The sequence below is a fragment of the Pseudomonas sp. LFS074 genome (genome assembly GCF_047978165.1).
Lineage (GTDB): Bacteria > Pseudomonadota > Gammaproteobacteria > Pseudomonadales > Pseudomonadaceae > Aquipseudomonas > Aquipseudomonas putida_P.
The window spans coordinates 1,410,411-1,436,612 of sequence record NZ_JBFPFV010000001.1 but is presented as its reverse complement, the minus strand read 5'-3'; the positions used below and the strand labels follow the sequence as shown (position 1 = coordinate 1,436,612).

Annotated in this window: 24 protein-coding genes; 13 read left to right on the top strand and 11 right to left on the bottom strand. The window is 62.9% G+C overall.

Annotation, left to right across the window (positions count from 1 at the left end):
• Positions 1-141: 141 nt before the first annotated feature.
• Positions 142-1,536 carry a class II fumarate hydratase gene (locus tag ACNQP3_RS06635; RefSeq protein ID WP_012271025.1) on the top strand — a complete coding sequence of 465 codons (1,395 nt, stop codon included), beginning with the start codon at positions 142-144 and terminating at the stop codon, positions 1,534-1,536.
• A gap of 45 nt (positions 1,537-1,581) precedes the next feature.
• Here ACNQP3_RS06635 and ACNQP3_RS06630 read toward each other — a convergent pair whose 3' ends face one another.
• Both ACNQP3_RS06630 and pap read right to left on the bottom strand, forming a co-directional pair.
• Positions 1,582-2,544 (bottom strand): DMT family transporter, encoded by a 963-nt coding sequence (locus ACNQP3_RS06630; RefSeq protein WP_012271024.1) that lies wholly within the window; start codon positions 2,542-2,544, stop codon positions 1,582-1,584.
• A 193-nt stretch (positions 2,545-2,737) separates the two neighbouring features.
• A complete protein-coding gene (gene pap / locus ACNQP3_RS06625) occupies positions 2,738-4,231 on the bottom strand; it encodes a polyphosphate:AMP phosphotransferase (RefSeq protein WP_012271023.1) in 1,494 nt (497 codons plus the stop codon).
• Positions 4,232-4,367: 136 nt separating this feature from the next.
• Here pap and mnmC point away from each other — a divergent pair, with 136 nt between their 5' ends.
• Both mnmC and ACNQP3_RS06615 read left to right on the top strand, forming a co-directional pair.
• Positions 4,368-6,332 (top strand): bifunctional tRNA (5-methylaminomethyl-2-thiouridine)(34)-methyltransferase MnmD/FAD-dependent 5-carboxymethylaminomethyl-2-thiouridine(34) oxidoreductase MnmC, encoded by a 1,965-nt coding sequence (gene mnmC / locus ACNQP3_RS06620; RefSeq protein ID WP_012271022.1) that lies wholly within the window; start codon positions 4,368-4,370, stop codon positions 6,330-6,332.
• A 143-nt stretch (positions 6,333-6,475) separates the two neighbouring features.
• Positions 6,476-8,263 (top strand): N-acetylglutaminylglutamine amidotransferase, encoded by a 1,788-nt coding sequence (locus tag ACNQP3_RS06615; RefSeq protein ID WP_012271021.1) that lies wholly within the window; start codon positions 6,476-6,478, stop codon positions 8,261-8,263.
• A gap of 18 nt (positions 8,264-8,281) precedes the next feature.
• On the opposite strand, the gene ACNQP3_RS06610 is transcribed toward ACNQP3_RS06615, so the two are convergent.
• On the bottom strand, positions 8,282-9,031 hold the full coding sequence (locus ACNQP3_RS06610; protein ID WP_006119203.1) for a helix-turn-helix transcriptional regulator: 750 nt from the start codon (positions 9,029-9,031) through the stop codon (positions 8,282-8,284).
• Positions 9,032-9,312: 281 nt separating this feature from the next.
• Between ACNQP3_RS06610 and ngg the strand changes: the two genes are divergently transcribed.
• The 3 genes from ngg (at position 9,313) to ACNQP3_RS06595 (ending at position 12,725) form a co-directional block, all read left to right on the top strand.
• Positions 9,313-11,052, top strand: coding sequence for an N-acetylglutaminylglutamine synthetase (gene ngg, locus ACNQP3_RS06605; protein ID WP_416470122.1), 1,740 nt, complete (start codon positions 9,313-9,315; stop codon positions 11,050-11,052).
• Between the two features lie 180 nt (positions 11,053-11,232).
• Entirely contained in the window at positions 11,233-12,417 is a 1,185-nt protein-coding gene (locus ACNQP3_RS06600; RefSeq protein WP_012271019.1) for an osmoprotectant NAGGN system M42 family peptidase, read from the top strand.
• A gap of 80 nt (positions 12,418-12,497) precedes the next feature.
• Positions 12,498-12,725, top strand: coding sequence for a YheU family protein (locus tag ACNQP3_RS06595; protein WP_009682864.1), 228 nt, complete (start codon positions 12,498-12,500; stop codon positions 12,723-12,725).
• Here ACNQP3_RS06595 and csrA read toward each other — a convergent pair.
• Positions 12,722-12,904, bottom strand: coding sequence for a carbon storage regulator CsrA (csrA, locus tag ACNQP3_RS06590; RefSeq protein ID WP_012271018.1), 183 nt, complete (start codon positions 12,902-12,904; stop codon positions 12,722-12,724). The genes ACNQP3_RS06595 and csrA overlap by 4 nt on opposite strands.
• A gap of 120 nt (positions 12,905-13,024) precedes the next feature.
• Positions 13,025-13,834 carry an SDR family oxidoreductase gene (locus ACNQP3_RS06585; RefSeq protein WP_012271017.1) on the bottom strand — a complete coding sequence of 270 codons (810 nt, stop codon included), beginning with the start codon at positions 13,832-13,834 and terminating at the stop codon, positions 13,025-13,027.
• A 239-nt stretch (positions 13,835-14,073) separates the two neighbouring features.
• On the opposite strand from ACNQP3_RS06585, the gene ACNQP3_RS06580 reads away from it, so the two are divergent.
• The gene (locus ACNQP3_RS06580; RefSeq protein ID WP_012271016.1) at positions 14,074-14,226 is read left to right on the top strand and encodes a DUF3309 family protein; all 153 of its coding nucleotides are present in this window, start codon (positions 14,074-14,076) and stop codon (positions 14,224-14,226) included.
• Positions 14,227-14,301: 75 nt separating this feature from the next.
• Here ACNQP3_RS06580 and ACNQP3_RS06575 read toward each other — a convergent pair whose 3' ends face one another.
• From ACNQP3_RS06575 to ACNQP3_RS06565, 3 genes are all read right to left on the bottom strand, one after another.
• On the bottom strand, positions 14,302-15,966 hold the full coding sequence (locus tag ACNQP3_RS06575) for a cation acetate symporter (RefSeq protein WP_012271015.1): 1,665 nt from the start codon (positions 15,964-15,966) through the stop codon (positions 14,302-14,304).
• Positions 15,963-16,274, bottom strand: coding sequence for a DUF485 domain-containing protein (locus tag ACNQP3_RS06570; RefSeq protein WP_012271014.1), 312 nt, complete (start codon positions 16,272-16,274; stop codon positions 15,963-15,965). Before ACNQP3_RS06570 ends, ACNQP3_RS06575 begins: the two co-directional genes overlap by 4 nt.
• 242 nt (positions 16,275-16,516) lie before the next feature.
• Positions 16,517-17,377 carry a glycine betaine ABC transporter substrate-binding protein gene (locus ACNQP3_RS06565; RefSeq protein ID WP_012271013.1) on the bottom strand — a complete coding sequence of 287 codons (861 nt, stop codon included), beginning with the start codon at positions 17,375-17,377 and terminating at the stop codon, positions 16,517-16,519.
• Between the two features lie 197 nt (positions 17,378-17,574).
• Between ACNQP3_RS06565 and ACNQP3_RS06560 the strand changes: the two genes are divergently transcribed.
• Positions 17,575-19,143: a beta-1,6-glucan synthase gene (locus ACNQP3_RS06560; RefSeq protein ID WP_012271012.1), complete on the top strand. Its 1,569-nt coding sequence runs from the start codon at positions 17,575-17,577 to the stop codon at positions 19,141-19,143.
• Positions 19,144-19,264: 121 nt separating this feature from the next.
• Here ACNQP3_RS06560 and ACNQP3_RS06555 read toward each other — a convergent pair whose 3' ends face one another.
• Complete coding sequence (locus ACNQP3_RS06555; RefSeq protein WP_012271011.1) at positions 19,265-19,642, bottom strand: hypothetical protein; 378 nt, start codon at positions 19,640-19,642, stop codon at positions 19,265-19,267.
• 190 nt (positions 19,643-19,832) lie between these two features.
• On the opposite strand from ACNQP3_RS06555, the gene ACNQP3_RS06550 reads away from it, so the two are divergent.
• Positions 19,833-21,131: a serine protein kinase PrkA gene (locus ACNQP3_RS06550; RefSeq protein WP_012271010.1), complete on the top strand. Its 1,299-nt coding sequence runs from the start codon at positions 19,833-19,835 to the stop codon at positions 21,129-21,131.
• Positions 21,124-21,948 carry a VacJ family lipoprotein gene (locus ACNQP3_RS06545; protein WP_012271009.1) on the top strand — a complete coding sequence of 275 codons (825 nt, stop codon included), beginning with the start codon at positions 21,124-21,126 and terminating at the stop codon, positions 21,946-21,948. The genes ACNQP3_RS06550 and ACNQP3_RS06545 overlap by 8 nt, the downstream gene beginning before the upstream one ends.
• Positions 21,949-22,016: 68 nt before the next feature.
• Here ACNQP3_RS06545 and ACNQP3_RS06540 read toward each other — a convergent pair whose 3' ends face one another.
• Entirely contained in the window at positions 22,017-23,165 is a 1,149-nt protein-coding gene (locus ACNQP3_RS06540; RefSeq protein WP_012271008.1) for a patatin-like phospholipase family protein, read from the bottom strand.
• 26 nt (positions 23,166-23,191) lie between these two features.
• On the bottom strand, positions 23,192-24,127 hold the full coding sequence (locus ACNQP3_RS06535; RefSeq protein ID WP_012271007.1) for a lipid A biosynthesis lauroyl acyltransferase: 936 nt from the start codon (positions 24,125-24,127) through the stop codon (positions 23,192-23,194).
• A gap of 111 nt (positions 24,128-24,238) precedes the next feature.
• On the opposite strand from ACNQP3_RS06535, the gene minC reads away from it, so the two are divergent.
• The 3 genes from minC to minE all read left to right on the top strand — a co-directional run bounded on the left by minC (position 24,239) and on the right by minE (position 26,180).
• Positions 24,239-25,000: a septum site-determining protein MinC gene (minC, locus tag ACNQP3_RS06530; protein WP_012271006.1), complete on the top strand. Its 762-nt coding sequence runs from the start codon at positions 24,239-24,241 to the stop codon at positions 24,998-25,000.
• Between the two features lie 109 nt (positions 25,001-25,109).
• A complete protein-coding gene (gene minD, locus ACNQP3_RS06525) occupies positions 25,110-25,922 on the top strand; it encodes a septum site-determining protein MinD (RefSeq protein WP_012271005.1) in 813 nt (270 codons plus the stop codon).
• Between the two features lie 3 nt (positions 25,923-25,925).
• Complete coding sequence (gene minE, locus ACNQP3_RS06520; RefSeq protein WP_003252572.1) at positions 25,926-26,180, top strand: cell division topological specificity factor MinE; 255 nt, start codon at positions 25,926-25,928, stop codon at positions 26,178-26,180.
• Positions 26,181-26,202 lie beyond the last annotated feature (22 nt).

Genomic DNA, 26,202 nt, shown 5'->3' with positions numbered 1-26,202 from the left:
AAGAGACGGAGGCGGGTACCTCAGAGTAGAGCATTCTGCGCCGTGGTGGCGATGTGCTCAAGTGGCACGACGAGCGACGGAACCGCTCGGTCGAATCAGGGCCTAAACTGCGATTTCGAACTACACAGGAGTGAGTACAGAATGAGCCGTATCGAGACAGACAGCCTGGGCCCGGTCGAAGTTCCGGAGGACGCCTACTGGGGTGCGCAGACCCAGCGTTCGCTGATCAACTTCGCCATTGGCAAGGAACGCATGCCCCTCGCGGTGCTGCACGCCCTGGCACTGATCAAGAAGGCCGCGGCGCGCGTCAACGACCGCAATGGCGACTTGCCGGCCGACATCGCCCGGTTGATCGAACAGGCCGCCGATGAAGTGCTGGATGGCAAGCACGATGACCAGTTCCCGCTCGTCGTCTGGCAAACGGGCAGCGGCACCCAGAGCAACATGAACGTCAACGAGGTTATTGCCGGGCGCGCCAACGAGCTGGCCGGCAAAGGCCGTGGCGGCAAGGCGCCAGTACACCCCAACGACCACGTCAACCGCTCGCAAAGCTCCAACGACTGCTTCCCCACGGCCATGCACATTGCTGCTGCGCAGGCAGTGCATGAACAGCTGCTGCCAGCGATCGCCGAGCTGTCGTCAGGGCTGGCCGAGTTGTCGGCGCGCCACAACAAGCTGGTGAAAACCGGCCGCACGCACATGATGGACGCCACACCGATCACCTTCGGCCAGGAGGTTTCGGCCTTCGTCGCGCAACTCGACTACGCCCAGCGCGCCATCCGCGCCACCCTGCCGGCGGTGTGTGAACTGGCCCAGGGCGGTACCGCCGTGGGTACCGGGCTCAACGCCCCGCATGGTTTTGCCGAAGCCATCGCTGCCGAGTTGGCGGCGGAGTCCGGGCTGCCATTCGTCACCGCGCCCAACAAGTTTGCCGCCCTCGCTGGCCACGAACCGCTGACCAGCCTGGCCGGGGCCCTGAAGACCCTGGCTGTAGCCCTGATGAAAATCGCCAACGACCTGCGCCTGCTGGGCTCTGGCCCGCGCGCGGGACTGGCCGAGGTGCGCCTGCCGGCCAACGAGCCGGGCAGTTCGATCATGCCGGGCAAGGTCAACCCGACCCAGTGCGAGGCACTGTCGATGCTGGCCTGCCAGGTGCTGGGCAATGACGCGGCGATTGGTTTTGCCGCCAGCCAGGGGCATTTGCAGTTGAACGTATTCAAGCCGGTAATCATTCATAACCTGCTGCAATCGGTCGAATTGCTGGCCGATGGTTGCCGCAATTTCCAGCTGCATTGCGTGGCGGGTATCGAACCGGATGCCCAGCAGATGGCTGCGCACCTGGAACGCGGGTTGATGCTGGTGACCGCGCTCAACCCGCACATTGGCTATGACAAGGCAGCGGAAATTGCCAAGAAGGCTTACAGCGAAGGCAAGACCTTGAGGGAGGCGGCATTGGAGTTGAAGTATCTGACCAATGAGCAGTTCGACCAGTGGGTGCGGCCAGAGAACATGCTGGCCCCAGGGGGGCATGGCTAACTCGGCCAGCCGCTCATTACCCGGGCATTGTGGGAGCGCGTAGGCTTAATGAACCTGGGCCAATCGCGCTTTGCGGGCCCGCCACCCGGCCACCAGCGATGGCCCCAGCGCCACCACCGCCGAGCCGAACACCACGGTTACCGCTCCCACATAGCCCAGGGCATTGATGTCCTCGGCATGTACGTACGCTGGCCAAATCACCGCCGCCAGCGCCACCGCGACAAAGGTCACCAGCGGCGTCAGCGCCAGGGTGGCACTCACTCGCGACGCCTCCCAGTGCGCCAGCGCTTCGGCAAACGCGCCATAGGCCACCAGGGTATTCAGGCAACAGGCCAGCAGCAGCCAACCTTGCACTGGGGTCAGTTGCAGCGCTTCCAGCGGGTGCACCCAAGGCGTGAGCAGCGCGGCGCAACTGAGGTAGATCACCATCATTACCTGTTGCGAATGCCATACGGTCAGCAATTGCTTCTGGCTCAGGGCGTAGAACACCCAGATGCTGGTGGCCAGCAGGATAGTCAGCACCCCGGTGGTGTAGGTGCCCAGCGACGTCAGCAGTTCTTCCAGGCGCTGGTTGAAAAACAGCCCAAAACCCGCCAGCAGAATCAGCAGGCCCACGCCCTGCCCCAGGCTGAAGCGCTCGCGGAACACGAATACGCTGGCCACCAGTAACAGCACCGGGCCGATTTGCACCACCAGTTGCGCGGTGCCGGGGCTGAGCAGCTTGAGACCGATCAGGTACAGCACGTAGTTACCCATCAAGCCAAGCACGGCCAGCACCACCAGGCCTTTGCCCTTGGGCGTAAGTTTGCGCACGGACGGCAAGCGCCGCTGAGCCGCCAGCCAGGCGAACAGCAGGCCGCCGGAGACCGACAAGCGATACCAGGTGACGGTGATCGGGTCGACCACTTGCAGCACCTGCTTGAGCTTGATCGGCAAGATACCCCAGAGCAGCGCCGTCAGAAGCGCCAGGAACAGCCCATAGCCCCAGCGGCCGGAAGTGGTGTGCATAAAATCCTCGATCAAACCCGTGGTGGGGGTGATTGGATTCTACGGACTTGGAGGGCCGTGGCGGGAAAGCGTGCCGAGAAAAGAATTCATCAGGTCATTCTTCGGCGGCATGGCTTGGTAAATGTGATGCCTGTTCTGGCCTCTTCGCGGGTAAACACGCGAAGAGGCCAGAACAGGCAACCAGGAACTTCGATTATTTCTTGTCCTTGGCAAACGCCGCTTCCAGCGCCTGGTTGATGGTGCGCAACACCTTCACCCGCGCCCAGCGCTTGTCATTGGCCTCCACCAGCGTCCACGGTGCAATCTCGCTGCTGGTGCGGTCGACCATGTCGCCCACTGCCTGGGTGTACTCGCCCCACTTGTCACGGTTGCGCCAGTCCTCCTCGGTGATCTTGTAGCGTTTGAATGGGATCTGCTCGCGCTCTTCGAAGCGCTCCAGCTGGGTTTGCTGGTCAATCGCCAGCCAGAACTTGACCACCACCACGCCGGCGTTCACCAACTGCTCTTCAAAGTCGTTGATCTCGCTGTACGCGCGCATCCAGTCGGCCGGGCTGCAAAAGCCTTCCACCCGCTCCACCAGCACCCGGCCATACCAGGAACGGTCGAAGATGGTGAACTTGCCACGCGCCGGTATATGCCGCCAGAACCGCCAAAGGTACGGCTGGGCGCGCTCTTCTTCGGTGGGTGCGGCAATCGGCACGATGCGGTACTGGCGCGGGTCCAGCGCAGCCGCCACGCGGCGGATGGCACCGCCCTTGCCGGCGGCGTCGTTGCCTTCGAACACCGCCACCAGCGCATGCCGGCGCATATGCTTGTCACGCAGCAGGCCTGCCAGGCGGGCCTGTTCGGTGACCAGCTGTTCCTGGTAGTCGGCCTTGTCCAGGCGCAAGGTCATGTCCAGGGCGCCAAGCAGGCTGCGGTCGTCGATGCTGCGGCCAAGCGGGGCCACGTTGCCCTGGTGCTTGCCCTTGGGGTTGTTGGCCAGGGCGGCTTGCAGGCTTTCCAGCAGGATGCGCCCCACCGCCAGGCTGCGATAATTCGGGTCGACCCCTTCGACGATATGCCACGGGGCATAGTCGCGGCTGGTGCGGCGCAGCACGCGCTCGCCAAAGCGCACGAACCGGTCGTAGGTTTCTGACTGCTGCCAGTCCAGCGGGCTGATCTTCCAGCTGTGCAGCGGGTCGTCCTTGAGCGATTTCAGCCGTGCCTTCATCTGCTTCTTGGACAGGTGGAACCAGAACTTGATGATCAGCGCACCTTCGTCACACAGCATCTGCTCCAGGCGCTCGGCGCCCATGATGGCCTGATCGAGCACGGCGTCCTTGAACACCCCATGCACCCGCCCCTGCAGCATCTGGCTGTACCAGTTGCCGAAGAACACGCCCATCCGCCCCTTCGGTGGCAAGGCCCGCCAGTAACGCCAGGCGGGTGGCCGGGCCAGTTCCTCGTCGGTCTGCTGGTCGAACGTGAGCACATCGATCATGCGCGGGTCCATCCACTCGTTGAGCAGTTTTACCGTCTCACCCTTGCCGGCGCCTTCGATGCCGTTGATCAGCACGATCACCGGGAAACGCGCCTGCTGCTTGAGTTCGTACTGGGCTTCGAGCAGGGCCTCGCGCAAAGCGGGCACCTCGGCGTCGTAAGCCTCCTTGTCGATGCTGTGGCCGATTTCGGCAGATTCGAACATGCACTGGCTCCTTCAATGGATAACCAAGACTAGCGGATTTCATTTCTGCCTGTACTGGCCTGTTCGAGAATGAACGCGCTCCCACAGCTGACCCGGATGACATAAAATCTCGCCATCCGCTGCAACCGAGCCAACCATGTCCACCCTCCTCCAGCACGCCCAGATCGACTGGGACGACCAGGGCCGCCCCCACTCGCGGCAATACGACGACGTCTATTTCGCGGTCAACGAAGGCATTGAAGAAACCAAGCACGTGTTCCTCGGCCAGACCCGCCTGGCCGAGCGCTTTGCCAACCTGGCGCCGCATACCTGCGGGGTGATCGGCGAAACCGGTTTTGGCACCGGGATGAATTTTTTCTGCGCCTGGCAGCTGTTCGACCAGCACGCTCACCGCGACGCGCGCCTGCACTTCGTCAGCGTCGAAAAGTACCCCCTTGGCCACGCTGACATGGCCCGCGCCGTAAGCCTGTGGCCTGAGCTAGCTGCCTATACCGAGCCGCTGCTGGAGCAATACGTGGCGGTACACCCAGGTTTTCAGCAGTTCACCTTCGCCAATGGCCGGGTCACCCTCACGCTGTTGATCGGCGATGTGCTGGAACAGCTGCCGCAACTCGATGCACAGATCGATGTGTGGTTCCTCGATGGCTTCGCCCCTGCCAAGAACCCCGACATGTGGACCCCAGAGCTGTTCGCGCAGCTGGCGCGGCTATCGCACCCGGGCACAGTGCTGGGCACGTTCACCACCACCGGCTGGGTACGCCGCAGCCTGGTCGAAGCTGGCTTCGCCATGAAGAAGGTGCCAGGCATCGGCAAGAAGTGGGAGGTGATGAGCGGCGCCTACGTCGGCCCCGTCCCCGGCCCCAAAGCCCCCTGGTACGCACGCCCAGCGGTTGCACAAGGGCCGCGCGAAGCGCTGGTGATCGGTGCCGGGCTCGCCGGCAGCACAACCGCTGCCAGCCTGGCCCGGCGTGGCTGGCAGGTCACTGTGCTGGAGCGCCACGAAGCCCCGGCCCAGGAAGCTTCGGGCAACCCGCAAGGGGTGTTGTACCTCAAGCTGTCTGCCCATGGCACCGCGCTGTCGCAGATGATTCTGTCCGGGTTCGGCTACACGCGGCGCCAGCTCCAGCGCTTGCAACGTGGCCAGGACTGGGATGCCTGCGGCGTGCTGCAGTTGGCCTTCGACGCCAAGGAGGCCGAACGCCAGGGCAAACTGGCCGCCGCCTTCGACCACGACTTGCTGCACGCGCTGGAGCGCGCCGAGGCCGAAGCCATCGCCGGGGTGGCCTTGCCAGCCGGTGGGTTGTTCTACCCCGAAGGGGGTTGGGTGCACCCGCCGGCGCTGTGCCAGCAGCAGTTGCAGCACCCAGGTATTCGCCTGCTGACCCACCAGGACGTCATCGAGCTGCGCAACATTGGTCAACACTGGCAAGCCTGGGCTGGCGATCGCCTGCTGGCCAGCGCACCGGTGGTGGTCCTGGCCGGCGCTGCCGATGTGCGCCGTTTCGAGCCTTGCGCGCAGTTGCCGCTCAAGCGCATCCGTGGGCAGATCACCCGCTTGCCGGCCACCGCCAGCAGCCGGGCGCTGCGTACCGTGGTGTGCGCGGAAGGCTATGTGGCACCACCGCGCGGGGATGAACATACCCTGGGCGCGAGTTTTGATTTCCACAGCGAAGACCTTGCGCCGACGGTGGCCGAACACCAGGGCAACCTGGCGCTGCTGGACGAGATTTCCGTCGACCTGGCGCAGCGGCTGGGCGTGGCTGAACTGGACGCTGAACAGTTGCAGGGGCGTGCAGCGTTCCGTTGCACCAGCCCGGATTACCTGCCAATCGTCGGGCCGCTGGCCGACAGCCAGGCGTTTGCCGAGGCCTATGCGGTGCTGGGCCGGGATGCGCGGCAGGTGCCGGATGTGGCCTGCCCATGGCTGGGCGGGTTGTACGTGAACAGTGGGCATGGCTCGCGCGGGTTGATCACAGCGCCGTTGAGTGGCGAGCTGGTGGCGGCCTGGGTGTGCGGGGAACCGTTGCCGTTGCCCCGCGCGGTGGCAGAAGCTTGTCATCCGAACCGGTTCGCCTTGCGTAGGTTGATTCGGGGCAAGTGATAGCTCTCGGGGCGTAGTGCGCCCCCAGGACTCAACGTCATATAACAGATTGTTCTAAAACTCTCGCAAAGTACACAGGTCAGTTCCTGAAGGTGCCCTAATCCGGGGCACCACCTCCCCAACGGAAAAACCGGTAAGGACTTATGTGCGGATTAGCAGGAGAGTTGCGTTTCACCCCTATCGACCAAGCCCCTCGCCCAGCCGACCTGGCTGCGGTAGAGCGCATCACCCATCACCTGGCGCCACGCGGCCCGGATGCGTGGGGCTTCCATAGCCAAGGCCCGATTGCCCTTGGCCACCGGCGCCTGAAAATCATGGACTTGTCCGATGGCTCGGCGCAGCCGATGGTCGACAACACCCTGGGCTTGTCACTGGCTTTCAACGGTGCCATCTACAACTTCCCCGAACTGCGCCAGGAACTGCAAGACCTGGGCTACAGCTTCTGGTCCGACGGCGATACCGAGGTGCTGCTCAAGGGCTACCACGCCTGGGGCGCGGCACTGCTGCCCAAGCTCAACGGCATGTTTGCCCTGGCCATCTGGGAGCGCGATAACCAGCGCCTGTTCCTGGCCCGCGACCGCCTCGGCGTGAAGCCCTTGTACCTGTCGCGCAACGGCGAGCGCCTGCGCTTTGCCTCTACCCTGCCGGCGCTGCTCAAGGGCGGCGACATCGACCCGATGCTCGACCCGGTGGCGCTCAACCACTACCTGAACTTCCACGCCGTGGTGCCAGCACCGCGCACCCTGCTGGCCAACGTGCAAAAGCTGGAACCCGGCACCTGGATGCGCATTGACCGGCATGGCGAAGTAGAGCGCCAGACCTGGTGGCAACTGCAATACGGCGCCAACCCGGACGAGCGCGATCTCGACCTGGAAGGCTGGACCACCCGCGTGCTCGACGCCACCCGTGACGCCGTGGCCATTCGCCAACGGGCTGCCGTCGACGTGGGTGTGTTGCTGTCCGGCGGGGTCGATTCCAGCCTGCTGGTGGGCCTGTTGCGCGAAGTGGGCGTGGACGACCTGTCGACCTTCTCCATCGGCTTCGAGGACGCCGGCGGCGAGCGCGGCGACGAGTTCCAGTATTCCGACCTGATCGCCAAGCACTACGGCACCCGCCATCACCAACTGCGCATTGCCGAACACGAAATCATCGACCAGTTGCCGGCCGCGTTCCGCGCCATGAGCGAGCCGATGGTCAGCCACGACTGCATCGCCTTCTACCTGCTGTCGCGGGAAGTGGCCAAGCACTGCAAAGGCGTGCAGAGCGGCCAGGGCGCGGACGAACTGTTCGCCGGTTACCACTGGTACCCGCAGGTGGCCGGCGCCGAGGATGCCTTTGCCGCCTACCGCGACGCCTTCTTCGACCGCAGCCATGCCGAGTACCGCGATACCGTACAGGCCCCTTGGCTGTTGGAAACCGACGCCGCCGGTGACTTCGTGCGCGAGCACTTCGCCCGCCCCGGCGCACGGGACGCGGTGGACAAGGCCTTGCGCCTGGACAGCACGGTGATGCTGGTCGACGACCCGGTCAAACGGGTGGACAACATGACCATGGCCTGGGGCCTCGAAGCACGCACGCCATTCCTCGACTACCGCCTGGTGGAACTGTCGGCACGCATCCCGGCGCGCTTCAAGCTGCCCGACGGCGGCAAGCAGGTGCTCAAGCAGGCAGCACGGCGGGTGATCCCGCACGAGGTAATCGACCGCAAAAAGGGCTACTTCCCGGTGCCGGGCCTGAAACACCTGGAAGGTGCCACCCTGGGCTGGGTGCGTGAGCTGCTGACCGACCCCAGCCAGGACCGTGGGCTGTTCAACCCGGCCATGCTCGACCGCCTGCTGAGCAACCCCCATGGCCAGCTGACACCGCTGCGCGGCTCCAAGCTGTGGCAGCTGGCGGCGCTGAACCTGTGGCTGAGCGAACAAGGAATCTGACCGATGAAAGCCCATTCACTACCTGGCCGCTGACGCTGCCGGTCTGATAAGATCCAGTTCTACACCCAGTCTGATAGCCTGTCGGGCGTTACTGACGCCCAGTTTCACGACCACATTCTTGATGTGAAACTTCACGGTACTCACAGAAATGCCCGTAATAGCGGCAATCTCAGCATAGGTTTTGCCCATACTCGCCCAGTACAACACCTCATTTTCACGCGAGGAAAATATCGTTTTGTCCGCGCTCTGATTTAACGCCGGGGCTCGCTCGCCTTCGGTACCGGCCAGGCGGTACATCTGCTCGTTAAAATCAATCAGCAGCATCTGCATCGTGCCCTGTTCGGCAGCAAGGCGTTGCTCCAGCGCAGTCTGATCGTTGCCTTTAATGATCACGGACAACAGAGCAAGGTTGTTCATGTGGTCATGCAGGACATAGGTAAAGCCGTTAACGATGTTGTATTGCTTGGATAAAGAGAAAATTTTGGTGAACCGCAGGTCGGACATCAGCGTAATATTCTCATCCCAGGCAAACGGCGAGGTGCGTTTAAAGGCCGTGAGAATAACCGGATCGGTCAGCTGAAAGTTGTTAGCGCGGTATAACCTAATCCATTCGTCAGGATAACTGGAAATAATCAGAACATTTGAAGGATTTTTTTTGCTCACAACAGTGTAAGCGTAATCCGGACTACCCAGCGGAGATAACTTTCTCTGTATGTAAGTCTGAAGCGTATCCGTTATTGTTTGATTTTCAAGGAAAAAAGAAAACATTCAGGCTCCATGCTGCTTCTTTTACTTAACGTGGACTTAACCTGCACTATAGTACAGGCAAGATGATACTTAAGAGTAACTTACAATGAATCATTCAGAGGTTACAATGGCTTCAGTTGTTTAGCGGTAAAAAAAAACCTGACCTGTACGGCCAGGTCGCTAAAACAGCCAACACTAGGGAAAACGTCCGGCCAGACGTCACAAAATATAAAGTGATGCTGGCCGGGACACTCATAGTAACATCTTTGAAACATTTGTACAAACATTCACGGTTACTCAATCTGCAGGAAATCGCTTACGGGCAGCGCCTGCTGCGCGGCCAGGCGCCGTCCTATGAGCGCCTGCAGGCGCGCCTGGCCGGCGACGGCAGCCAGCCCCACGACCAGCCGCGAGCCGTGCACTGCGGCTGGGGCCGGCTGCTGATCGGCCACACCTACCCCGACCCGGTTTCGCTGGCCGAGGACTTGCTCGACGAATGCCCCGGCGAGCGCGATATCGCCCTGTACGTGGCCGCGCCCCAGCAATTGCTGGCCCAGGCCCCACAGCAGTTGTTCCTGGACCCGTCCGACACCTTGCGCCTGTGGTTCACCGACTACCGCCCGGCGCAGCGGGTGTTCCGCGGCTTCCGCGTGCGCCGGGCGCAGAACCCCGCCGACTGGCAGGCGATCAACACCCTGTACCAGGCACGCAGCATGCTGCCGGTGGACGCCGAACTACTGACCCCTCGGCACCTGGGCGGCCCGGTGTACTGGCTGGCCGAAGACGAAGACAGCGGCGCTGTGATCGGCAGCGTCATGGGCCTGAACCACGCCAAGGCGTTCGATGACCCTGAGCATGGCAGCAGCCTGTGGTGCCTGGCCGTGGACCCGCACTGCACCCGCCCAGGCGTGGGTGAGGTGCTGGTGCGCCACCTGATCGAGCACTTCATGAGCCGGGGCCTGGCCTACCTCGACCTGTCGGTGCTGCACGACAACCGCCAGGCCAAGCGCCTGTACCAGAAGCTGGGCTTTCGCAACCTGCCCACCTTTGCGGTCAAGCGCAAAAATGGCATCAACGAGCAGTTGTTCCTCGGGCCCGGGCCGCAAGCCGACCTTAACCCCTATGCCCGCATCATCGTCGACGAGGCGTTGCGCCGGGGCATCGAAGTACAGGTGGATGACGCCGCTGGCGGCCTGTTCACGCTGAGCCTGGGTGGGCGGCGCATTCGCTGCCGTGAATCGCTCAGCGACCTGACCAGTGCCGTGACCATGACCCTGTGCCAAGACAAGCGCCTGACCCAGCACGCCCTGCACAACGCTGGGCTGCAGGTGCCGGCGCAGCAACTGGCGGGCAATGCCGACGACAACCTGGCGTTTCTCGACGAGCATGGCGCAGTCGTGGTCAAGCCGGTCGACGGTGAGCAAGGCCAGGGCGTGGCGGTGAACCTGACCTGCATCGACGACATCACCCGCGCCGTGGCGCACGCCCGCCAGTTCGACAGCCGCGTGTTGCTGGAAAGCTTCCATGCCGGCTTCGACCTGCGCATCGTGGTGATCGGCTACGAAGTGGTGGCCGCCGCCATCCGTCACCCGGCGCAGGTGCTGGGCGATGGCAAGCACAGTGTGCGCCAGTTGATCGAGGCCCAGAGCCGCCGGCGCCAGGCCGCCACCAGTGGCGAAAGCCGCATCCCGCTGGACGACGAAACCGAGCGCACCTTGCGCGCGGCGGGCTTGGGCTATGACGACGTGCTGCCTGCCGGCCAGCGTCTGGCCGTGCGGCGCACCGCCAATCTGCACACCGGCGGCACCCTGGAAGACGTCACCGAGCGCCTGCACCCGGTACTGGCCGACGCTGCTGTGCGCGCTGCTCGGGCGCTGGAAATTCCGGTGGTGGGGCTGGACTTCATGGTGCGTGACGCCGGGCAGCCGGAGTACGTGATCATCGAGGCCAACGAACGTGCCGGCCTGGCCAACCATGAACCGCAGCCAACGGCCGAGCGCTTTATCGACTTGCTGTTTCCGCATAGCCGACCTTTGGCCTGACAACTGCTCGGCGTTTTGTAGGAGCGGCCTTGTGTCGCGAAAGGGCCGCAAAGCGGCCCCAGCAATCTAAGCAGCGAAGCTGAAATCCTGGGGGCGCTTCGCACCCCTTTCGCGACACAAGGCCGCTCCTACAAAGACCGCGCCACAGCCTGGAATATCAACCCGACCGGAGGCCTGGACATGTCCGAACGACTCCCCGAACCCGATCTCGACTACCTCAAACGTGTGCTCCTGGAAATGCTCGCCATCCCCAGCCCCACCGGGTTCACCGATACCATCGTGCGCTACGTTGCCGAACGCCTGGACGAACTGGGCATCCCCTTCGAGCTGACCCGCCGTGGCACCATCCGCGCCACCCTCAAGGGCCGGCAAACTTCACCCGACCGGGCCGTGTCCGCCCACCTCGACACCATCGGCGCCAGTGTGCGCCAGCTGCAGGACAACGGCCGCCTGGCCCTGGCGCCAGTGGGTTGCTGGTCCAGCCGCTTCGCCGAAGGCAGTCGCGTCAGCGTGTTCACCGATACCGGGGTGTTCCGCGGCAGCGTTCTGCCGCTGATGGCCAGCGGGCATGCCTTCAACACCGCCATCGACCAGATGCCTATCAGCTGGGATCATGTGGAAGTACGCCTGGACGCCTACTGCGCCACCCGCGCCGACTGCGAGGCACTGGGCGTGAGCATCGGTGACTTCGTGGCCTTCGACCCTTTGCCCGAGTTCACCGAAAGCGGCCACATCAGCGCCCGCCATCTGGACGACAAGGCTGGCGTAGCCGCATTGCTGGCAGCATTGAAGGCCGTGGTGGAAAGCGGCCGGCAACCTTTGATCGATTGCCACCCGCTGTTCACCATCACCGAAGAAACCGGCTCAGGGGCAGCCGGTGCCCTGCCTTGGGACGTCAGCGAGTTCGTCGGCATCGACATCGCCCCGGTGGCGCCCGGGCAGGCGTCCAGCGAGCATGCCGTGAGCGTGGCCATGCAGGACTCGTCGGGGCCTTACGACTACCACCTGTCCCGGCACCTGCTGAAACTGGCCGGCGACCACGACTTGCCCGTGCGGCGTGACCTGTTCCGCTATTACTTCAGCGACGCCCATTCGGCCGTGACGGCGGGGCACGATATTCGCACTGCGCTGGTGGCGTTTGGCTGCGATGCCACCCATGGGTACGAGCGTACCCATATCGACAGCCTGGCAGCGCTGAGCCGGTTGTTGTCGGCGTACCTGTTGAGCCCACCGGTGTTCGCCAGCGATTCGCAACCGGCCAATGCGTCGCTTGAACGCTTCAGCCATCAGCTGGAGCATGATGCGCAGATGGAGAGCGATACGCGGGTGCCGACGGTGGATAGCCTGGTTGGCAATAAAGGCTGAAGGCCCTGGGGCTGTTATGCAGCCCCAAAACTCGAATGTTTCGCGTAGCATGGCCACACCTACTTCAGACACCACCCACCATGCTGATCCCCTACGAGCAACTGCAAGCCGAAACCCTGACCCGCCTGATCGAGGACTTCGTCACCCGCGACGGCACCGACAACGGCGACGACACCCCGCTGGAAACCCGTGTGCTGCGGGTGCGCCAGGCCCTGGCCAAAGGCCAGGCGTTCATCCTGTTCGACCCGGAAAGCCAGCAGTGCCAGTTGCTGGCCAAGCACGATGTGCCCCGTGAGCTGCTCGACTAGCAGCTCTTGCCTTGTTTGGCCTCCTGGATGCGCTTGTATACCTCGGCCCGATGCACCGGGACCTCGCGCGGCGCATCCACGCCAAAGCGCACCACCCCCTCACGGGTTTCCACCACCCTGATGCGAATATCATCGCCAATCACGATGGTCTCACCCACTTCGCGTCCTATTACCAGCATGGTCCGGTCCTCCACCGAAAGGGAAAACCGGAGCCTGCCGTGTCGGCATTCCCCTACTCAATAGCTCTGCAGTGAATCAGAAGAACCCTACTCCGCCAGGTAAAATCTCCTACAGATTATTCATCGCGCCTGGGCCTTGGTGCGCATTTTCACCGCCATTTCCGCCATCTCGTCATACAGCCGCTCGGGGGCCTGGCGCTTCAATTGCCAGGCTTGGCGCCCTGCTTCGTGGGGCAGTATCAGAAACTCACCCGCGGCGACCTGCTGATGGATGTAATCGGCAATGTCCGCCGCGCTGATCGGCGAGCCTTCCAACAGCTTGCCAACCTGCGCCTTCATCGCCGGGTTCGGCCCACGGAACGAGTCCAGCAGGTTGGTCTGGAAGAACGACGGGCACACCACATGCACGGCCACTTCCAGCTGGCGCAGCTCCACCAGCAGGCTCTCTGAGAGTGCCAGCACGCCGGCCTTGGCTACGTTGTAGTTGCTCATGCCCGGGCCCTGCATCAACGCGGCCATCGAGGCGACGTTGATGATGCGCCCCTTGCTGCGCTCCAGCAGCGGCAGGAACGCCTTGCAGCCCTTGACCACGCCCATCAGGTTGACCGCGATCTGCCAGTCCCAGTCCTCAAGAGACAGCTCGGCGAAGAATCCGCCCGAAGCGACCCCGGCGTTGTTGACGATCACGTCGATGCCGCCGAACTGCTCGGTGCAGGCCTGGGCCAGTGCGGTGAGCTGGCTGTAGTCGCGTACGTCGCAACGCTGGACAAACCCTTCGCCGCCGGCTTCGCGCACCCGCTCCAGGGTTCCGCGCAGGCCGCTTTCGTTGACATCGGCCAGCGCCAGGCGCCAGCCCTCGCGCGCCCAGCGCAGGGCGATCTCGCGACCGAGGCCGGACCCGGCGCCGGTGATCATGATGCGGTTTTGCATGGTGGCTGGCCTTGTTTCAAGTGGTTGTGCCACGAGTCTAATCAAGGCCGAGTAGGCAGGCAGGGTTCATCAGGGTAGTGAATGGCCGGGCATGACCATGCGGTCAGTCCCGGCCCAGCCAGCGACAGGGCCAGTGCAGGCAGCACACAGATGGAATCTTTCATAAGCGGCACCGGTCCGAACATACAAGAGGCCAGCAGTCCGAGGCCCTTGACCCTCAACCACGCAAGGATTCTGTCATGACCACGATTCTGATCATCATCCTGATCCTCCTGCTGATTGGTGGCTTACCGGTCTTCCCGCACTCGCGCAGTTGGGGTTATGGCCCGTCGGGCATCGTTGGTGTGGTGCTGGTGATTCTGCTGGTGTTGTTGTTGCTTGGCATGATTTGACGCCACACCTGGCGCAGGACCAAAACGACAACGCCCCGATTGACGGGGCGTTGTGTTCAAGCAAGAAGCGTTTTTTTAGTGGGACACCGCCCCACTGGCACCCAGGCCCGTCTGCGAACGCACGAACTGCGGGTAGAACAGCGCACGCTCGTCATCAGCAGCCTTGGACTTGTCGGTGACCGAGAAGAACCAGATGCTGACGAAGGCAATGGCCATCGAGAACAGCGCCGGGTACTCGTACGGGTAGATTGGCTTCTCGTGGCCAAGGATCTGCACCCAGATGGTCGGGCCGAGGATCATCAGCGTCACCGCACTCACCAGGCCCAGCCAGCCGCCGATCATGGCGCCGCGGGTGGTCAGTTTCTTCCAGTACATCGAAAGCAACAGTACCGGGAAGTTGCAGCTGGCGGCGATGGAGAAGGCCAGGCCTACCATGAAGGCGATGTTCTGCTTCTCGAACAGGATGCCCAGGCCGATCGCCAGCACGCCCAGCGCGACGGTGGTGATCTTCGACACGCGGATCTCGTCCTTGTCGTTGGCCTTGCCCTTGCGCCAGACGCTGGCGTACAGGTCATGGGACACCGCCGAGGCACCGGCCAGGGTCAGGCCGGCAACCACCGCCAGGATGGTGGCGAAAGCCACCGCCGAGATGAAGCCGAGGAACACGCTGCCACCTACCGCATTGGCCAGGTGCACCGCTGCCATGTTGTTGCCACCCAACAGTGCGCCGGCGGCGTCTTTGAAGTCCGGGTTGGTGCTGACCAGCAGGATCGCGCCAAAGCCGATGATGAAGGTGAGGATGTAGAAGTAGCCGATGAAGCCGGTGGCGTACAGCACGCTCTTGCGCGCTTCCTTGGCATCGCTGACGGTGAAGAAGCGCATCAGGATATGCGGCAGGCCAGCGGTACCGAACATCAGAGCCAGGCCCAGCGAGAACGCCGAGATCGGGTCTTTGACCAGGCCGCCGGGGCTCATGATCGCCTCGCCCTTGGCATGCACCTTGATGGCTTCGGAGAACAGCGTGTTGAAGTCGAAGCCCACGTGCTTCATCACCATCAGCGCCATGAAGCTGGCACCGGACAGCAACAGCACAGCTTTGATGATCTGTACCCAGGTGGTGGCCAGCATGCCGCCGAACAGCACGTACAGGCACATCAGGATACCGACCAGGATGACCGCCACGTGGTAGTCCAGGCCGAACAGCAGCTCGATCAGCTTGCCGGCACCCACCATTTGCGCGATCAGGTAGAAGGCCACCACCACCAGCGAACCGGAGGCCGACAGGGTGCGGATTTCCTTCTGCCCGAGGCGGTACGAGGCCACGTCGGCAAAGGTGTACTTGCCCAGGTTGCGCAGGCGTTCGGCAATCAGGAAGAGGATGATTGGCCAGCCGACCAGGAAACCGATCGAGTAGATCAAGCCGTCGTAGCCAGAGGTGAACACCAACGCGGAAATACCCAGGAACGAGGCCGCCGACATGTAGTCGCCAGCAATCGCCAGGCCGTTCTGGAAGCCGGTGATCTTGCCGCCGGCCGCGTAGTAGTCCGCTGCCGACTTGTTGCGTTTGGAGGCCCAGTAAGTGATGCCGAGGGTGAAGGCGACGAAGGCCACGAACATGGCGATGGCGGAAACGTTCAGCGGTTGTTTCTGCACCTCGCCGGTCAGGGCATCGGCGGCCCACACGGCGGGTGCGAAGGCTCCGCAGGCCAGTACGGCCAGGGCTTTGGCGTGGCGAATCATTGTTGCGCCTCCTTCAGGATTTCCTTGTTCAGCTCATCGAATTCGCCGTTGGCGCGGCGTACGTAGATGGCGGTCAGGACGAATGCCGAAACGATCAGGCCGACGCCCAGGGGAATGCCCCAGGTAATCGACGACTCAGGGCTGAGCTTGGCGCCCAGTATGTGAGGACCGTAGGCGATCAGGAGGATGAAGGCGCAGTACAGGCCGAGCATGATCGCCGAGAGCACCCAGGCGAACCGTTCGCGTTTGGTAACCAGCTCCTTGAAACGGGGGCTGTTTTGTATCGAGAGGTAAATGCTGTCGTTCATTGTTTTTGTCCTAGCAGCACAGATAGGGGATGGAACCCACGCCCTTACTTTATGCGGCTGTTGAACGCCAACCAGACGACCTTAGTCTTAGATGCAACGGTGTTTTACCGATTGCGTAACAAAGTGGCGGCCCTTTCGCGGGTAAACCCGCTCCCACAGGGATCACACAGGCGTTGAAACCTGCGCAGTACCTGTGGGAGCGGGTTTACCCGCGAAGAAGCAAAATTGGCAGTAACGGGTTGTTACTTGCCAGTCCACTCCTTCACACGATCAGGGTGCTTGGCCACCCAATCCTTGGCCGCGGCTTCAGGCTTGGCACCTTCCTGAATCGCCAGCATCACCTCGCCAATCTCGTCCTTGGACTGCCAGTTGAACTTCTTCAGGAACTCCGCCACTTCCGGAGCCTTGGTCGCCAGTTCCTTGCTGCCGATGCTGTTCACGGTTTCCGCCGCGCCATACACACCTTTCGGGTCTTCGAGGAACTTCAGCTTCCACTTGGCGAACATCCAGTGCGGAACCCAACCGGTCACCGCAATCGACTGCTGCTTGGCGTAGGCACGGCCCAGTTCCGCAGTCATCGCGGCGCCCGAGCTGGCCTGCAGCTTGTAGCCGGTCAGGTCGTAGTCCTTGATCGCCTGGTCGGTTTTCAGCATCACACCGGAGCCTGCGTCAATGCCGACGATCTTCTGCTTGAAGCTGCTATCGGTCTTGAGGTCGGCGATGCTCACCGCCTTGACGTACTCGGGGACGATCAGGCCGATCTTGGCATCCTTGAAGTTCGGGCCGTAGTCGACCACGTTGTCCTTGTTCTTGGTCCAGTACTCGCCATGGGTCACCGGCAGCCAGGCCGACAACATGGCATCGAGTTTACCGGTTGCCACGCCCTGCCACATGATCCCCGTGGCCACGGCCTGCAACTTCACGTCGTAGCCGAGCTTTTGCTTGATCACTTCGGCGGCCACGTTGGTGGTCGCCACGCTGTCGGCCCAACCATCCACGTAACCTATGCTTACTTCTTTAGCCATTGCCTGTGCAGCGCTCATGGCCATTACCAGGGCGGTGCCCACACCCAGGAAACGTCGCATTTTTTTCAAAGTCGCCATCAAAGCATCCCCTCGTCAGGTCTTGGAGATTGCATCATCTTCCTGCAACACAGGTCGACCTGATCCAGCTGCGACCTGCACCCGCCCCATATGCGACAGCACTGTGCCATTAGCGCCATCGGCCTACGCCGGCCTGCGCGATCCTTGCATGCCAAAGCATTGGCGCCGGGCTACTATCTACCCTTTTGCGCCTGACGATGGACCGCCCGATGCCCAGTTCTGCCCGCCTGCTGTTGCCGTTGTACCTGCTTGCCTGCCTGTTGGCCCTGCTTGGGCTTGGAGGGCTCTGGTACGGGCTGGGTAAGCCGGTACACCTGGCCGATGCGGCCAGCCCGACGCACAAGCTGCAGTGCGCCTCGTACACGCCGTTCGACAAAGACCAGTCACCCTACGACCAGCCATTACAGCTGCGCCCGGCACGGATGGACGCCGACCTTGCTTTGCTGGCTGAGCGATTCCAGTGCATCCGCACCTATTCCATGAGCGGCCTTGAGGCAATCCCGGCGCTGGCACGCAAGCATGGCCTGAAGGTGATGTTGGGCGCCTGGGTCAACGCTCACCCGGCCGACACCGACAAGGAAATCGACCTGCTGATCGCCACCGCCAACGCCAACCCGGATGTGGTCAGCGCGGTGATCGTCGGCAACGAGACACTGCTGCGCAAAGAGGTGACCGGTGCACACCTGGCCAAGCTGATCGCCCGAGTGAAGCAACAGGTCAAAGTGCCGGTGACCTACGCCGATGTCTGGGATTTCTGGCTGCAGCACCCGCAGGTGGCACCGGCGGTGGACTTCCTGACCATCCACCTGCTGCCCTACTGGGAGGACGAACCGCGCGGCATCGACGATGCCTTGGCCCACGTTGCCGACGTGCGCCGGGTGTTCGGCACGCGCTTCGCGCCCAAGGACATCCTGATCGGCGAAACCGGCTGGCCCAGCGAAGGCCGCCAGCGCGAGACCGCTGTGCCCAGCCGAGCCAACGAGGCGCGCTTCATTCGCGGCTTTGTGGCCATGGCCGAAAGCAACGGCTGGCGCTACAACCTGATCGAAGCCTTCGACCAGCCGTGGAAGCGTGCCAACGAAGGTGCTGTAGGCGGTTACTGGGGGCTTTACGATGCCGACCGGCAGGACAAGGGCGTGCTCGAAGGGCCGGTGAGCAACCTGCATTACTGGCCACAGTGGTTGCTGGCGAGTGCGGTGTTGATGTTGGTCATGTTGATGCTCGCCGGGCGCCCCGCGACTGTGCAGGCGGCAGTGTTGCTGCCACTGCTGGCGGCGTTTGGCGCGGTTTGCCTGGGGCTGTGGGGCGAGTTGATGCGCACCCATGCACGCTTTGTCGGGGAGTGGGTGTGGGCGGTGGCACTGGCCGGGCTGAACCTGCTGGTATTGGCCCATGCGCTGCTGGCCTTGGCGCAACGGGCCGGCTGGCGCGAACGTTTATTCGCCTGGCTGCAGGCGCGGGCCGGCTGGCTGTTGCTGGCGGCGGGTTTTGCCGCAGCGGTGAGCATGCTGGCGATGGTGTTCGACCCGCGCTACCGCAGCTTCCCCAGCGCTGCGCTGGCGTTGCCGGCGCTGGTGTATGTGCTGTGGCCGGTAAGGGCGCGGCGGGCGGAGGTGGCGCTGCTGGCGTTCATCGTCGGCGCCGGGGTGGCGCCGCAGCTGTTCGTGGAAGGGCTGGAGAACCAGCAGGCCTTGATCTGGGCGGTAGTGAGTGTGCTGATGACAGCAGCGTTGTGGCGGAGCTTGCGAATGACTCGAAAAGCCTGAAAACACAGGTAACTGTAGGAGCGGCCTTGTGTCGCGATGGGCCGCAAAGCGGCCCCAGAATTCGAGAAGCAGCACAGATTGCCGGGGCCGCTGCGCGGCCCATCGCGACGCAAGGCCGCTCCTACACAGACCGCGTCGCCTTGGCTTTTCTTACAAGCCGCAGCCCCGCTAGCACCAGCGCAAACACGGCAATGCTGGCGGTGTACAACACCAGCGCAGGCACCGCGAACACCAATGCCACCACCGCCAGCCACCAGCCGGCGCGGCCGGAAACCACCTGTGCCAGCAGCGCCAACGCCAACCCACTCCAGGCCAACACCTGATGATGAATACCCAAGCCCAGCAGCGCGCGTACTTCACACTGCCAATACGCCGCAGGCGACGTGCACAGCCCTACCCACTGGCCATCCTCCATCAGCCCATAGCGCACGCCGTAACTGGCCGCGAGCCACAACCCCAGAAGCAGTACCAGCAGCGCAGCCGGCAGCGAACGAGACATCCAGTTCTCCAATAGCGGTAATCGAATTCATCCATGATCGCTTAAGCCCGGTTGTAAGGCAAAATCACAAACCTGCAGCTATGTTGCAGATAACCAGCACACCAAAGGCCACCGCGCCAGGCAACTTTGCCTGCGTTGATGTGGTCCTAGCCTGCACACTGCTCGACCTTGCGTTCTTTTGGGGGATTACATGCTTCGATCTTTGCGCCTCGCTGCCTTGCTCGGCAGCCTGCTTATGGCTGTGGCCGCTTCAGCGCGGGATATCGACGCCGCGAGCTACGGCTACCCCTTGACCAACCCGTTCGAAGCCACCATCGCCACCACGCCGCCGGACCAGCGCCCGACCCTGCCCAGCGACGACGAAATCAACCAGTCCGACTACAGCCTCAACCTGCGCCCGGAGCGCGAGTTCACTCTGCCCGACAACTTCTGGGCGGTGAAAAAGCTCAAGTACCGCCTGGCCCGCCAGGATCACGAGGCACCACTGATTTTCATCATTGCTGGCACCGGTGCGCCCTACAGCAGCAGCATCAACGAGTACCTGAAGAAGCTGTTCTACCAGGCTGGTTTCCACGTGGTGCAGCTGTCGTCACCCACCAGCTACGACTTCATGAGCGCCGCCTCGCGCTTTGCCACCCCCGGCGTCAGCCAGGAAGACGCCGAAGACATGTACCGGGTCATGCAGGCCGTGCGCGCCCAGCACCCACGCCTGCCAATCAGCGAGTTCTACCTCACCGGCTACAGCCTGGGCGCGCTCGACGCCGCCTTCGTCAGCCACCTGGACGAAACCCGCCGCAGCTTCAACTTCAAGCGCGTGCTGCTGCTGAACCCGCCGGTCAACCTGTACACCTCGATCAACAACCTGGACAAACTGGTGCAAACGCAGGTCAAGGGCATCGACCGCAGCACCACGTTCTATGAGCTGATGCTGCAAAAACTCACTCGCTACTTCCAGGACAAGGGCTACATCGACCTGAACGACGCCCTGCTGTATGACTTCCAGCAGTCGCGCCAGCACCTGTCCAACGAGCAGATGGCCATGCTGATCGGCACCTCGTTCCGTTTCTCGGCGGCCGACATTGCCTTCACCTCCGACCTGATCAACCGCCGTGGCCTGATCATTCCGCCGAAGTTCCCGATCACCGAAGGCAGCAGCCTCACGCCGTTCTTCAAACGCGCCTTGCAGTGCGACTTCGACTGCTACATGACCGAGCAGGTGATCCCCATGTGGCGTGCGCGCACCGATGGCAACAGCATCCTGCAACTGGTGAACCAGGTCAGCCTGTATGCCCTGGAAGACTACCTGCGCAGCAGCGACAAGATCGCCGTGATGCACAACGCCGACGACGTCATCCTCGGCCCGGGCGACATCGGCTTCCTGCGCCAGGTGTTCGGTGACCGCCTGACCCTTTACCCCCACGGCGGCCACTGCGGCAACCTCAATTACCGCGTCAACAGTGACGCCATGCTGGAGTTCTTCCGTGGTTAACAAACTCCTCTTCGCCACTGCCCTGCTGGCCGCCGGCCCAGCCCTGGCCGCCGAAACCGCCCCTCGGGCCAGCGTGATCGAGGCCGACCCGCAAGTGACCGCCGCACCACTGGCGCCCGAAGCCGACGGTTTTCTCGACCCGCTGCGCGAACTGAAATTCAACCCGGGGCTGGACCAGCGCGAGTTCGAGCGCTCCACCCTGGAAGCGTTGAACGTGTACGACCCGCTGGAGTCGATCAACCGGCGCGTCTACCACTTCAACTACCGGCTGGACCAATGGGTACTGCTGCCGCTGGTGAGTGGTTACCAGTACGTCACCCCGCGCTTCGTGCGTACCGGGGTGAGCAACTTCTTCAACAACCTGGGCGATGTGCCGAACCTGTTCAACAGTGTGCTGCAGCTCAAGGTCAAGCGCTCGGCAGAGATCACTGCCCGGCTGATGTTCAATACCATCATTGGTGTGGGCGGGCTATGGGACCCGGCGACCAGCATGGGCCTACCACGCCAGAGCGAAGACTTTGGCCAGACCCTGGGCTTCTACGGTGTGCCAGACGGGCCCTACCTGATGCTGCCGGTGCTGGGGCCATCGAACCTGCGCGATACCACCGGGCTGGTGGTGGACTATGCGGGCGAGCAGGCCATCAACTACCTGAACGTGCCCGAAACCAGCACCGACCACCCGGAAATTTTTGCCCTGCAGGTGGTGGATAAGCGCTACACCACCAAGTTCCGCTATGGCCAGCTGAACTCGCCGTTCGAGTATGAAAAGGTGCGGTATGTGTATACCCAGGCGCGCAAGTTGCAGATAGCCGAGTAACCTGTGCCGGCCCATTCGCGGCGGTTCGCCGCCTCGATGAACCCGCGAATGGGCCGTAACTGACAACGTCAAATCCCCAGGAACTGACACAACTCCCGCTTCTTGGCCAAAGCATCCCGTCGCCCCAACTCGATCAGTTCACTGCAATAACTCGCCTCGAACAGCAGATAGCTCAACACCCCCGCTCCACTGGTCCGCGTAGCCCCCGGCCCGCGCAGGAACAAGCGCAACGCCGCCGGCAGCTCACGCCGGTGCCGGGCGGCGATTTCGTCCAGCGGCTGGCTGGGCGCCACGACCAGCACCTCGACCGGCGCCAGCCCCAGGCGCCGGGCATCCAAGTGCGCTGGCAGCAAGCGGCTCAGGTGGTTGAGCCGCTGCAGCAACTCGATGTCGTCTTCCAGGCTGTCGATGAACGTGCTGTTGAGCATGTGCCCACCGATCTGCGCCAGGCTCGGCTGCTGGCCACTGAACACGCGCTGAGTGGGCAACGGCGGTGCCGGCCGCTGCGGGTTGCCGCTGACCCCGACCACCAGCACCCGGCTGGCGCCCAGGTGCAGGGCCGGGCTGATCGGCGCCGACTGGCGCACCGCACCGTCACCGTAATATTCGTCGCCCAACTGCACCGGGGCAAACAGCAGCGGAATGGCCGCGCTGGCCAGCAGGTGGTCGATGGTCAACGGCGTGGGCACGCCGATGCGGCGATGGCGCAGCCAGGCTTCGATGGTGCCGCGCCCTTGGTAGAAGGTGACCGCCTGGCCGGACTCGTAGCCGAAGGCGGTGACGGCCACGGCGCGCAACTGCTCGGCCGCCAGAGAATGGCCGATACCATCCATGTTCAAGTGTGCCTCCAGCAGGCTGCGCAGTGGGCTGCTGTCCAGCAGCGCCACCGGCGCCTGGCCACCCAGGCCCAGCAGGCTATGGCCAACGAAACGGCTGGCTTGGCGAACGACTCCGGGCCAGTCACTGCGTATGACCAGATGGCTGCGAAAGTTCTGCCAGAAGGCAGTAAGCCGTTGCACGGCCTCGTTGAAATGAGTGGCGCCGCTGGCCAGGGTAACGGCGTTGATGGCACCGGCAGAGGTACCGACAATGACCGGGAACGGATTATGTGCGCCGGCAGGCAGCAACTCGGCAATGCCGGCAAGGACGCCAACCTGATAGGCGGCGCGGGCGCCGCCGCCAGAAAGGATAAGACCGGTTACCGGGGGTGGGGCCATGAAGTCCTTCCTGGATCAGCTATTTTTCAGCGCTTTTTCTTCTCATACAGCCGTGGTGCACCCTCGGGCCGTGACTTGAACCGGCGGTGCGCCCACAGGTACTGCTCCGGACACTCGCGCAACACACCCTCGACCCACTGGTTGATACGCAGGCAGTCGGCCTCTTCGCTTTCGCCTGGGAAATCCGCCAGTGGCGGGTGGATTACCAGACGATAGCCGCTGCCATCCTCCAGGCGCTTCTGGGTGAACGGAATAACCTGCGCCTTGCCCAGCCGGGCGAACTTGGTGGTGGCGGTTACCGTGGCTGCGGGGATGCCGAACAGCGGCACGAAAATGCTCTGTTTGGCGCCGTAGTCCTGGTCGGGTGCGTACCAGATCGCCCGGCCCGAACGCAGCAGCTTGAGCATGCCACGCACGTCTTCGCGCTCCACTGCCAGCGAGTCAAGGTTATGCCGCTCACGGCCGCTGCGCTGGATGAAATCGAACAACGCGTTGCCATGCTCGCGGTACATGCCGTCGATGGTGTGCTGCTGGCCCAGCAGCGCGGCGCCGATTTCCAGGGTGGTGAAGTGCACCGCCATGAGGATGGCGCCCTGCCCCGCCTGCTGGGCGGCCTGCAGATGCTCCAGCCCCTCGATATGGGCCAGGCGCGCGAGCCTGGCCTTGGGCCACCACCAGCTCATGGCCATTTCGAAGAAGGCGATGCCGGTAGAGGCGAAGTTGGCCTTGAGCAAACGCTGCCGTTCGTCGACCGACAGTTCCGGGAAGCACAGCTCCAGGTTGCGCGCGGCGATGCGCCGACGCTCACCGGCGAAGCGGTACATCACGGCACCCAGTGCGGCACCGATTTTCAACAGCACCCGGTACGGCAACTGGACCACCAGCCACAGCAGGCCCAGGCCCAGCCACAGGCCCCAGAACTTGGGGTGAAGGTAATAGGGACGAAAACGCGGGCGTTCCATTGAAGCATCCGGAAAGACAAAGGCCGCGCATTCTACAACGGATCAGCGCATGTTGCGGGCAACCGGTGTTCTCGTTATAAGTCAGGGCACTTTTTTCGCAGCAAGCCGTCTATGCAGACCATGAGCCCAAACCACACACCCGACACCGCCTCCGTGTTCCAGCTCAAGGGCAGCATGCTCGCCATTACAGTACTGGAACTGGCGCGCAATGACCTTGAAGCCCTTGACCGCCAGTTGGCGGCCAAAGTCGCCCAGGCACCGAACTTCTTCAGCAACACGCCGCTGGTGCTGGCGCTGGACAAGCTGCCGGCCGACGAAGGGGCAATCGACCTGCCCGGCTTGATGCGCATCTGCCGCCACCATGGCCTGCGTACCCTGGCCATCCGCGCCAACCGCATCGAGGACATCGCCGCCGCCATCGCCATCGACCTGCCGGTGCTGCCACCGTCCGGCGCGCGCGAACGGCCGCTGGAGCCCGAGCCCGAGGTGGTCAAAAAGCCCGAACCCGCCCCGACGCCACCACCGGCCCCCGAACCCGAAGTGCGCCCGACCCGCATCATTACTGCGCCAGTACGCGGCGGCCAGCAGATCTATGCTCAGGGTGGCGACCTGATCGTTACCGCCTCGGTCAGCCCGGGTGCGGAACTTCTGGCCGATGGCAACATCCATGTGTACGGCGCCATGCGTGGCCGCGCCCTGGCCGGCATCAAAGGCAATACCAAGGCGCGGATCTTCTGCCAGCAGATGACCGCCGAAATGGTTTCAATCGCCGGCCAGTACAAAGTCTGCGAAGACCTGCGCCGCGACCCGCTGTGGGGTACCGGCGTGCAAGTCAGCCTGTCTGGTGACGTGTTGAACATCACCCGTCTTTAACGGATACTTGCCAGCATTTTTAGAGCAACTTTTTTACCGTTGCCGTCATTTACGCTATTTCAGTTATTTGCAGGGACTTGTGTCCCGACTATTTTAGGGGTGAAACACCTTGGCCAAGATTCTCGTGGTTACTTCCGGCAAGGGGGGTGTGGGCAAGACCACCACCAGCGCCGCCATTGGTACCGGCCTCGCACTGCGCGGCCACAAGACCGTCATCGTCGACTTCGACGTGGGCCTGCGTAACCTCGACCTGATCATGGGCTGCGAACGCCGCGTGGTGTACGACTTCGTCAACGTGGTCAACGGCGAAGCCAACCTGCAGCAAGCCCTGATCAAGGACAAGCGCCTCGAGAACCTGTACGTGCTGGCCGCCAGCCAGACCCGTGACAAGGACGCGCTGACCCAGGAAGGCGTGGAAAAGGTATTGATGGAGCTGAAGGAAACCTTCGACTACGTCATCTGCGACTCGCCGGCCGGTATCGAGAAAGGCGCGCACCTGGCCATGTACTTCGCCGACGAAGCCATCGTGGTCACCAACCCCGAAGTGTCCTCGGTACGTGACTCTGACCGCATGCTGGGCATTCTGTCGAGCAAGTCGCGCCGCTCCGAGAACGGCGAAGAGCCAATCAAGGAACACCTGCTGATCACCCGCTACCACCCAGAGCGCGTGGAAAAGGGCGAAATGCTGAGCATCGCCGACGTCGAAGAAATCCTGGCGATCAAGCTCAAGGGCGTGATTCCCGAGTCCCAGGCAGTGCTGAAGGCCTCCAACCAGGGTATCCCGGTCATCCTCGACGACCAGAGCGATGCCGGCCAGGCCTATAGCGATACCGTCGACCGTCTGCTGGGCAAAGAAAAGCCCCTGCGGTTCATCGAAGTGCCGAAGCAAGGATTCTTCGCGCGACTGTTTGGAGGCAAGTAAACCATGAACCTTTTTGACTTCTTTCGTGGCAGACAGAAACAGACCAGCGCGTCGGTAGCGAAAGAGCGTCTACAGATCATCGTGGCGCACGAGCGCGGCCAACGCAGCGAGCCGGACTACCTGCCGGCGCTGCAGAAAGAACTGCTGGAGGTGATCCGCAAGTATGTGAACATCGGCAACGATGACGTGCATATCGAGCTGGAAAACCAGGGCAGCTGCTCGATTCTGGAGCTGAACATCACCCTGCCGGATCGCTGATCAGGCTAAAAGCTGGGGCTGC

Bases quoted from the DNA above. Each gene is read 5' to 3' on its own strand.
- ACNQP3_RS06580 (WP_012271016.1), top strand. From the start codon at position 14,074: ATGACCACGATTCTGATCATCATCCTGATCCTCCTGCTGATTGGTGGC.
- minE (WP_003252572.1), top strand. From the start codon at position 25,926: ATGAACCTTTTTGACTTCTTTCGTGGCAGACAGAAACAGACCAGCGCG.
- ACNQP3_RS06595 (WP_009682864.1), top strand. From the start codon at position 12,498: ATGCTGATCCCCTACGAGCAACTGCAAGCCGAAACCCTGACCCGCCTG.
- ACNQP3_RS06535 (WP_012271007.1), bottom strand. From the start codon at position 24,127: ATGGAACGCCCGCGTTTTCGTCCCTATTACCTTCACCCCAAGTTCTGG.
- ACNQP3_RS06560 (WP_012271012.1), top strand. From the start codon at position 17,575: ATGGACCGCCCGATGCCCAGTTCTGCCCGCCTGCTGTTGCCGTTGTAC.
- ACNQP3_RS06600 (WP_012271019.1), top strand. From the start codon at position 11,233: ATGTCCGAACGACTCCCCGAACCCGATCTCGACTACCTCAAACGTGTG.
- ACNQP3_RS06630 (WP_012271024.1), bottom strand. From the start codon at position 2,544: ATGCACACCACTTCCGGCCGCTGGGGCTATGGGCTGTTCCTGGCGCTT.
- ACNQP3_RS06610 (WP_006119203.1), bottom strand. From the start codon at position 9,031: ATGTTTTCTTTTTTCCTTGAAAATCAAACAATAACGGATACGCTTCAG.
- ACNQP3_RS06570 (WP_012271014.1), bottom strand. From the start codon at position 16,274: ATGAACGACAGCATTTACCTCTCGATACAAAACAGCCCCCGTTTCAAG.
- minC (WP_012271006.1), top strand. From the start codon at position 24,239: ATGCAGACCATGAGCCCAAACCACACACCCGACACCGCCTCCGTGTTC.
- ACNQP3_RS06540 (WP_012271008.1), bottom strand. From the start codon at position 23,165: ATGGCCCCACCCCCGGTAACCGGTCTTATCCTTTCTGGCGGCGGCGCC.
- ACNQP3_RS06550 (WP_012271010.1), top strand. From the start codon at position 19,833: ATGCTTCGATCTTTGCGCCTCGCTGCCTTGCTCGGCAGCCTGCTTATG.
- ACNQP3_RS06615 (WP_012271021.1), top strand. From the start codon at position 6,476: ATGTGCGGATTAGCAGGAGAGTTGCGTTTCACCCCTATCGACCAAGCC.
- ACNQP3_RS06635 (WP_012271025.1), top strand. From the start codon at position 142: ATGAGCCGTATCGAGACAGACAGCCTGGGCCCGGTCGAAGTTCCGGAG.
- mnmC (WP_012271022.1), top strand. From the start codon at position 4,368: ATGTCCACCCTCCTCCAGCACGCCCAGATCGACTGGGACGACCAGGGC.
- ACNQP3_RS06565 (WP_012271013.1), bottom strand. From the start codon at position 17,377: ATGGCGACTTTGAAAAAAATGCGACGTTTCCTGGGTGTGGGCACCGCC.
- ACNQP3_RS06555 (WP_012271011.1), bottom strand. From the start codon at position 19,642: ATGTCTCGTTCGCTGCCGGCTGCGCTGCTGGTACTGCTTCTGGGGTTG.
- ACNQP3_RS06575 (WP_012271015.1), bottom strand. From the start codon at position 15,966: ATGATTCGCCACGCCAAAGCCCTGGCCGTACTGGCCTGCGGAGCCTTC.
- ACNQP3_RS06585 (WP_012271017.1), bottom strand. From the start codon at position 13,834: ATGCAAAACCGCATCATGATCACCGGCGCCGGGTCCGGCCTCGGTCGC.
- pap (WP_012271023.1), bottom strand. From the start codon at position 4,231: ATGTTCGAATCTGCCGAAATCGGCCACAGCATCGACAAGGAGGCTTAC.
- csrA (WP_012271018.1), bottom strand. From the start codon at position 12,904: ATGCTGGTAATAGGACGCGAAGTGGGTGAGACCATCGTGATTGGCGAT.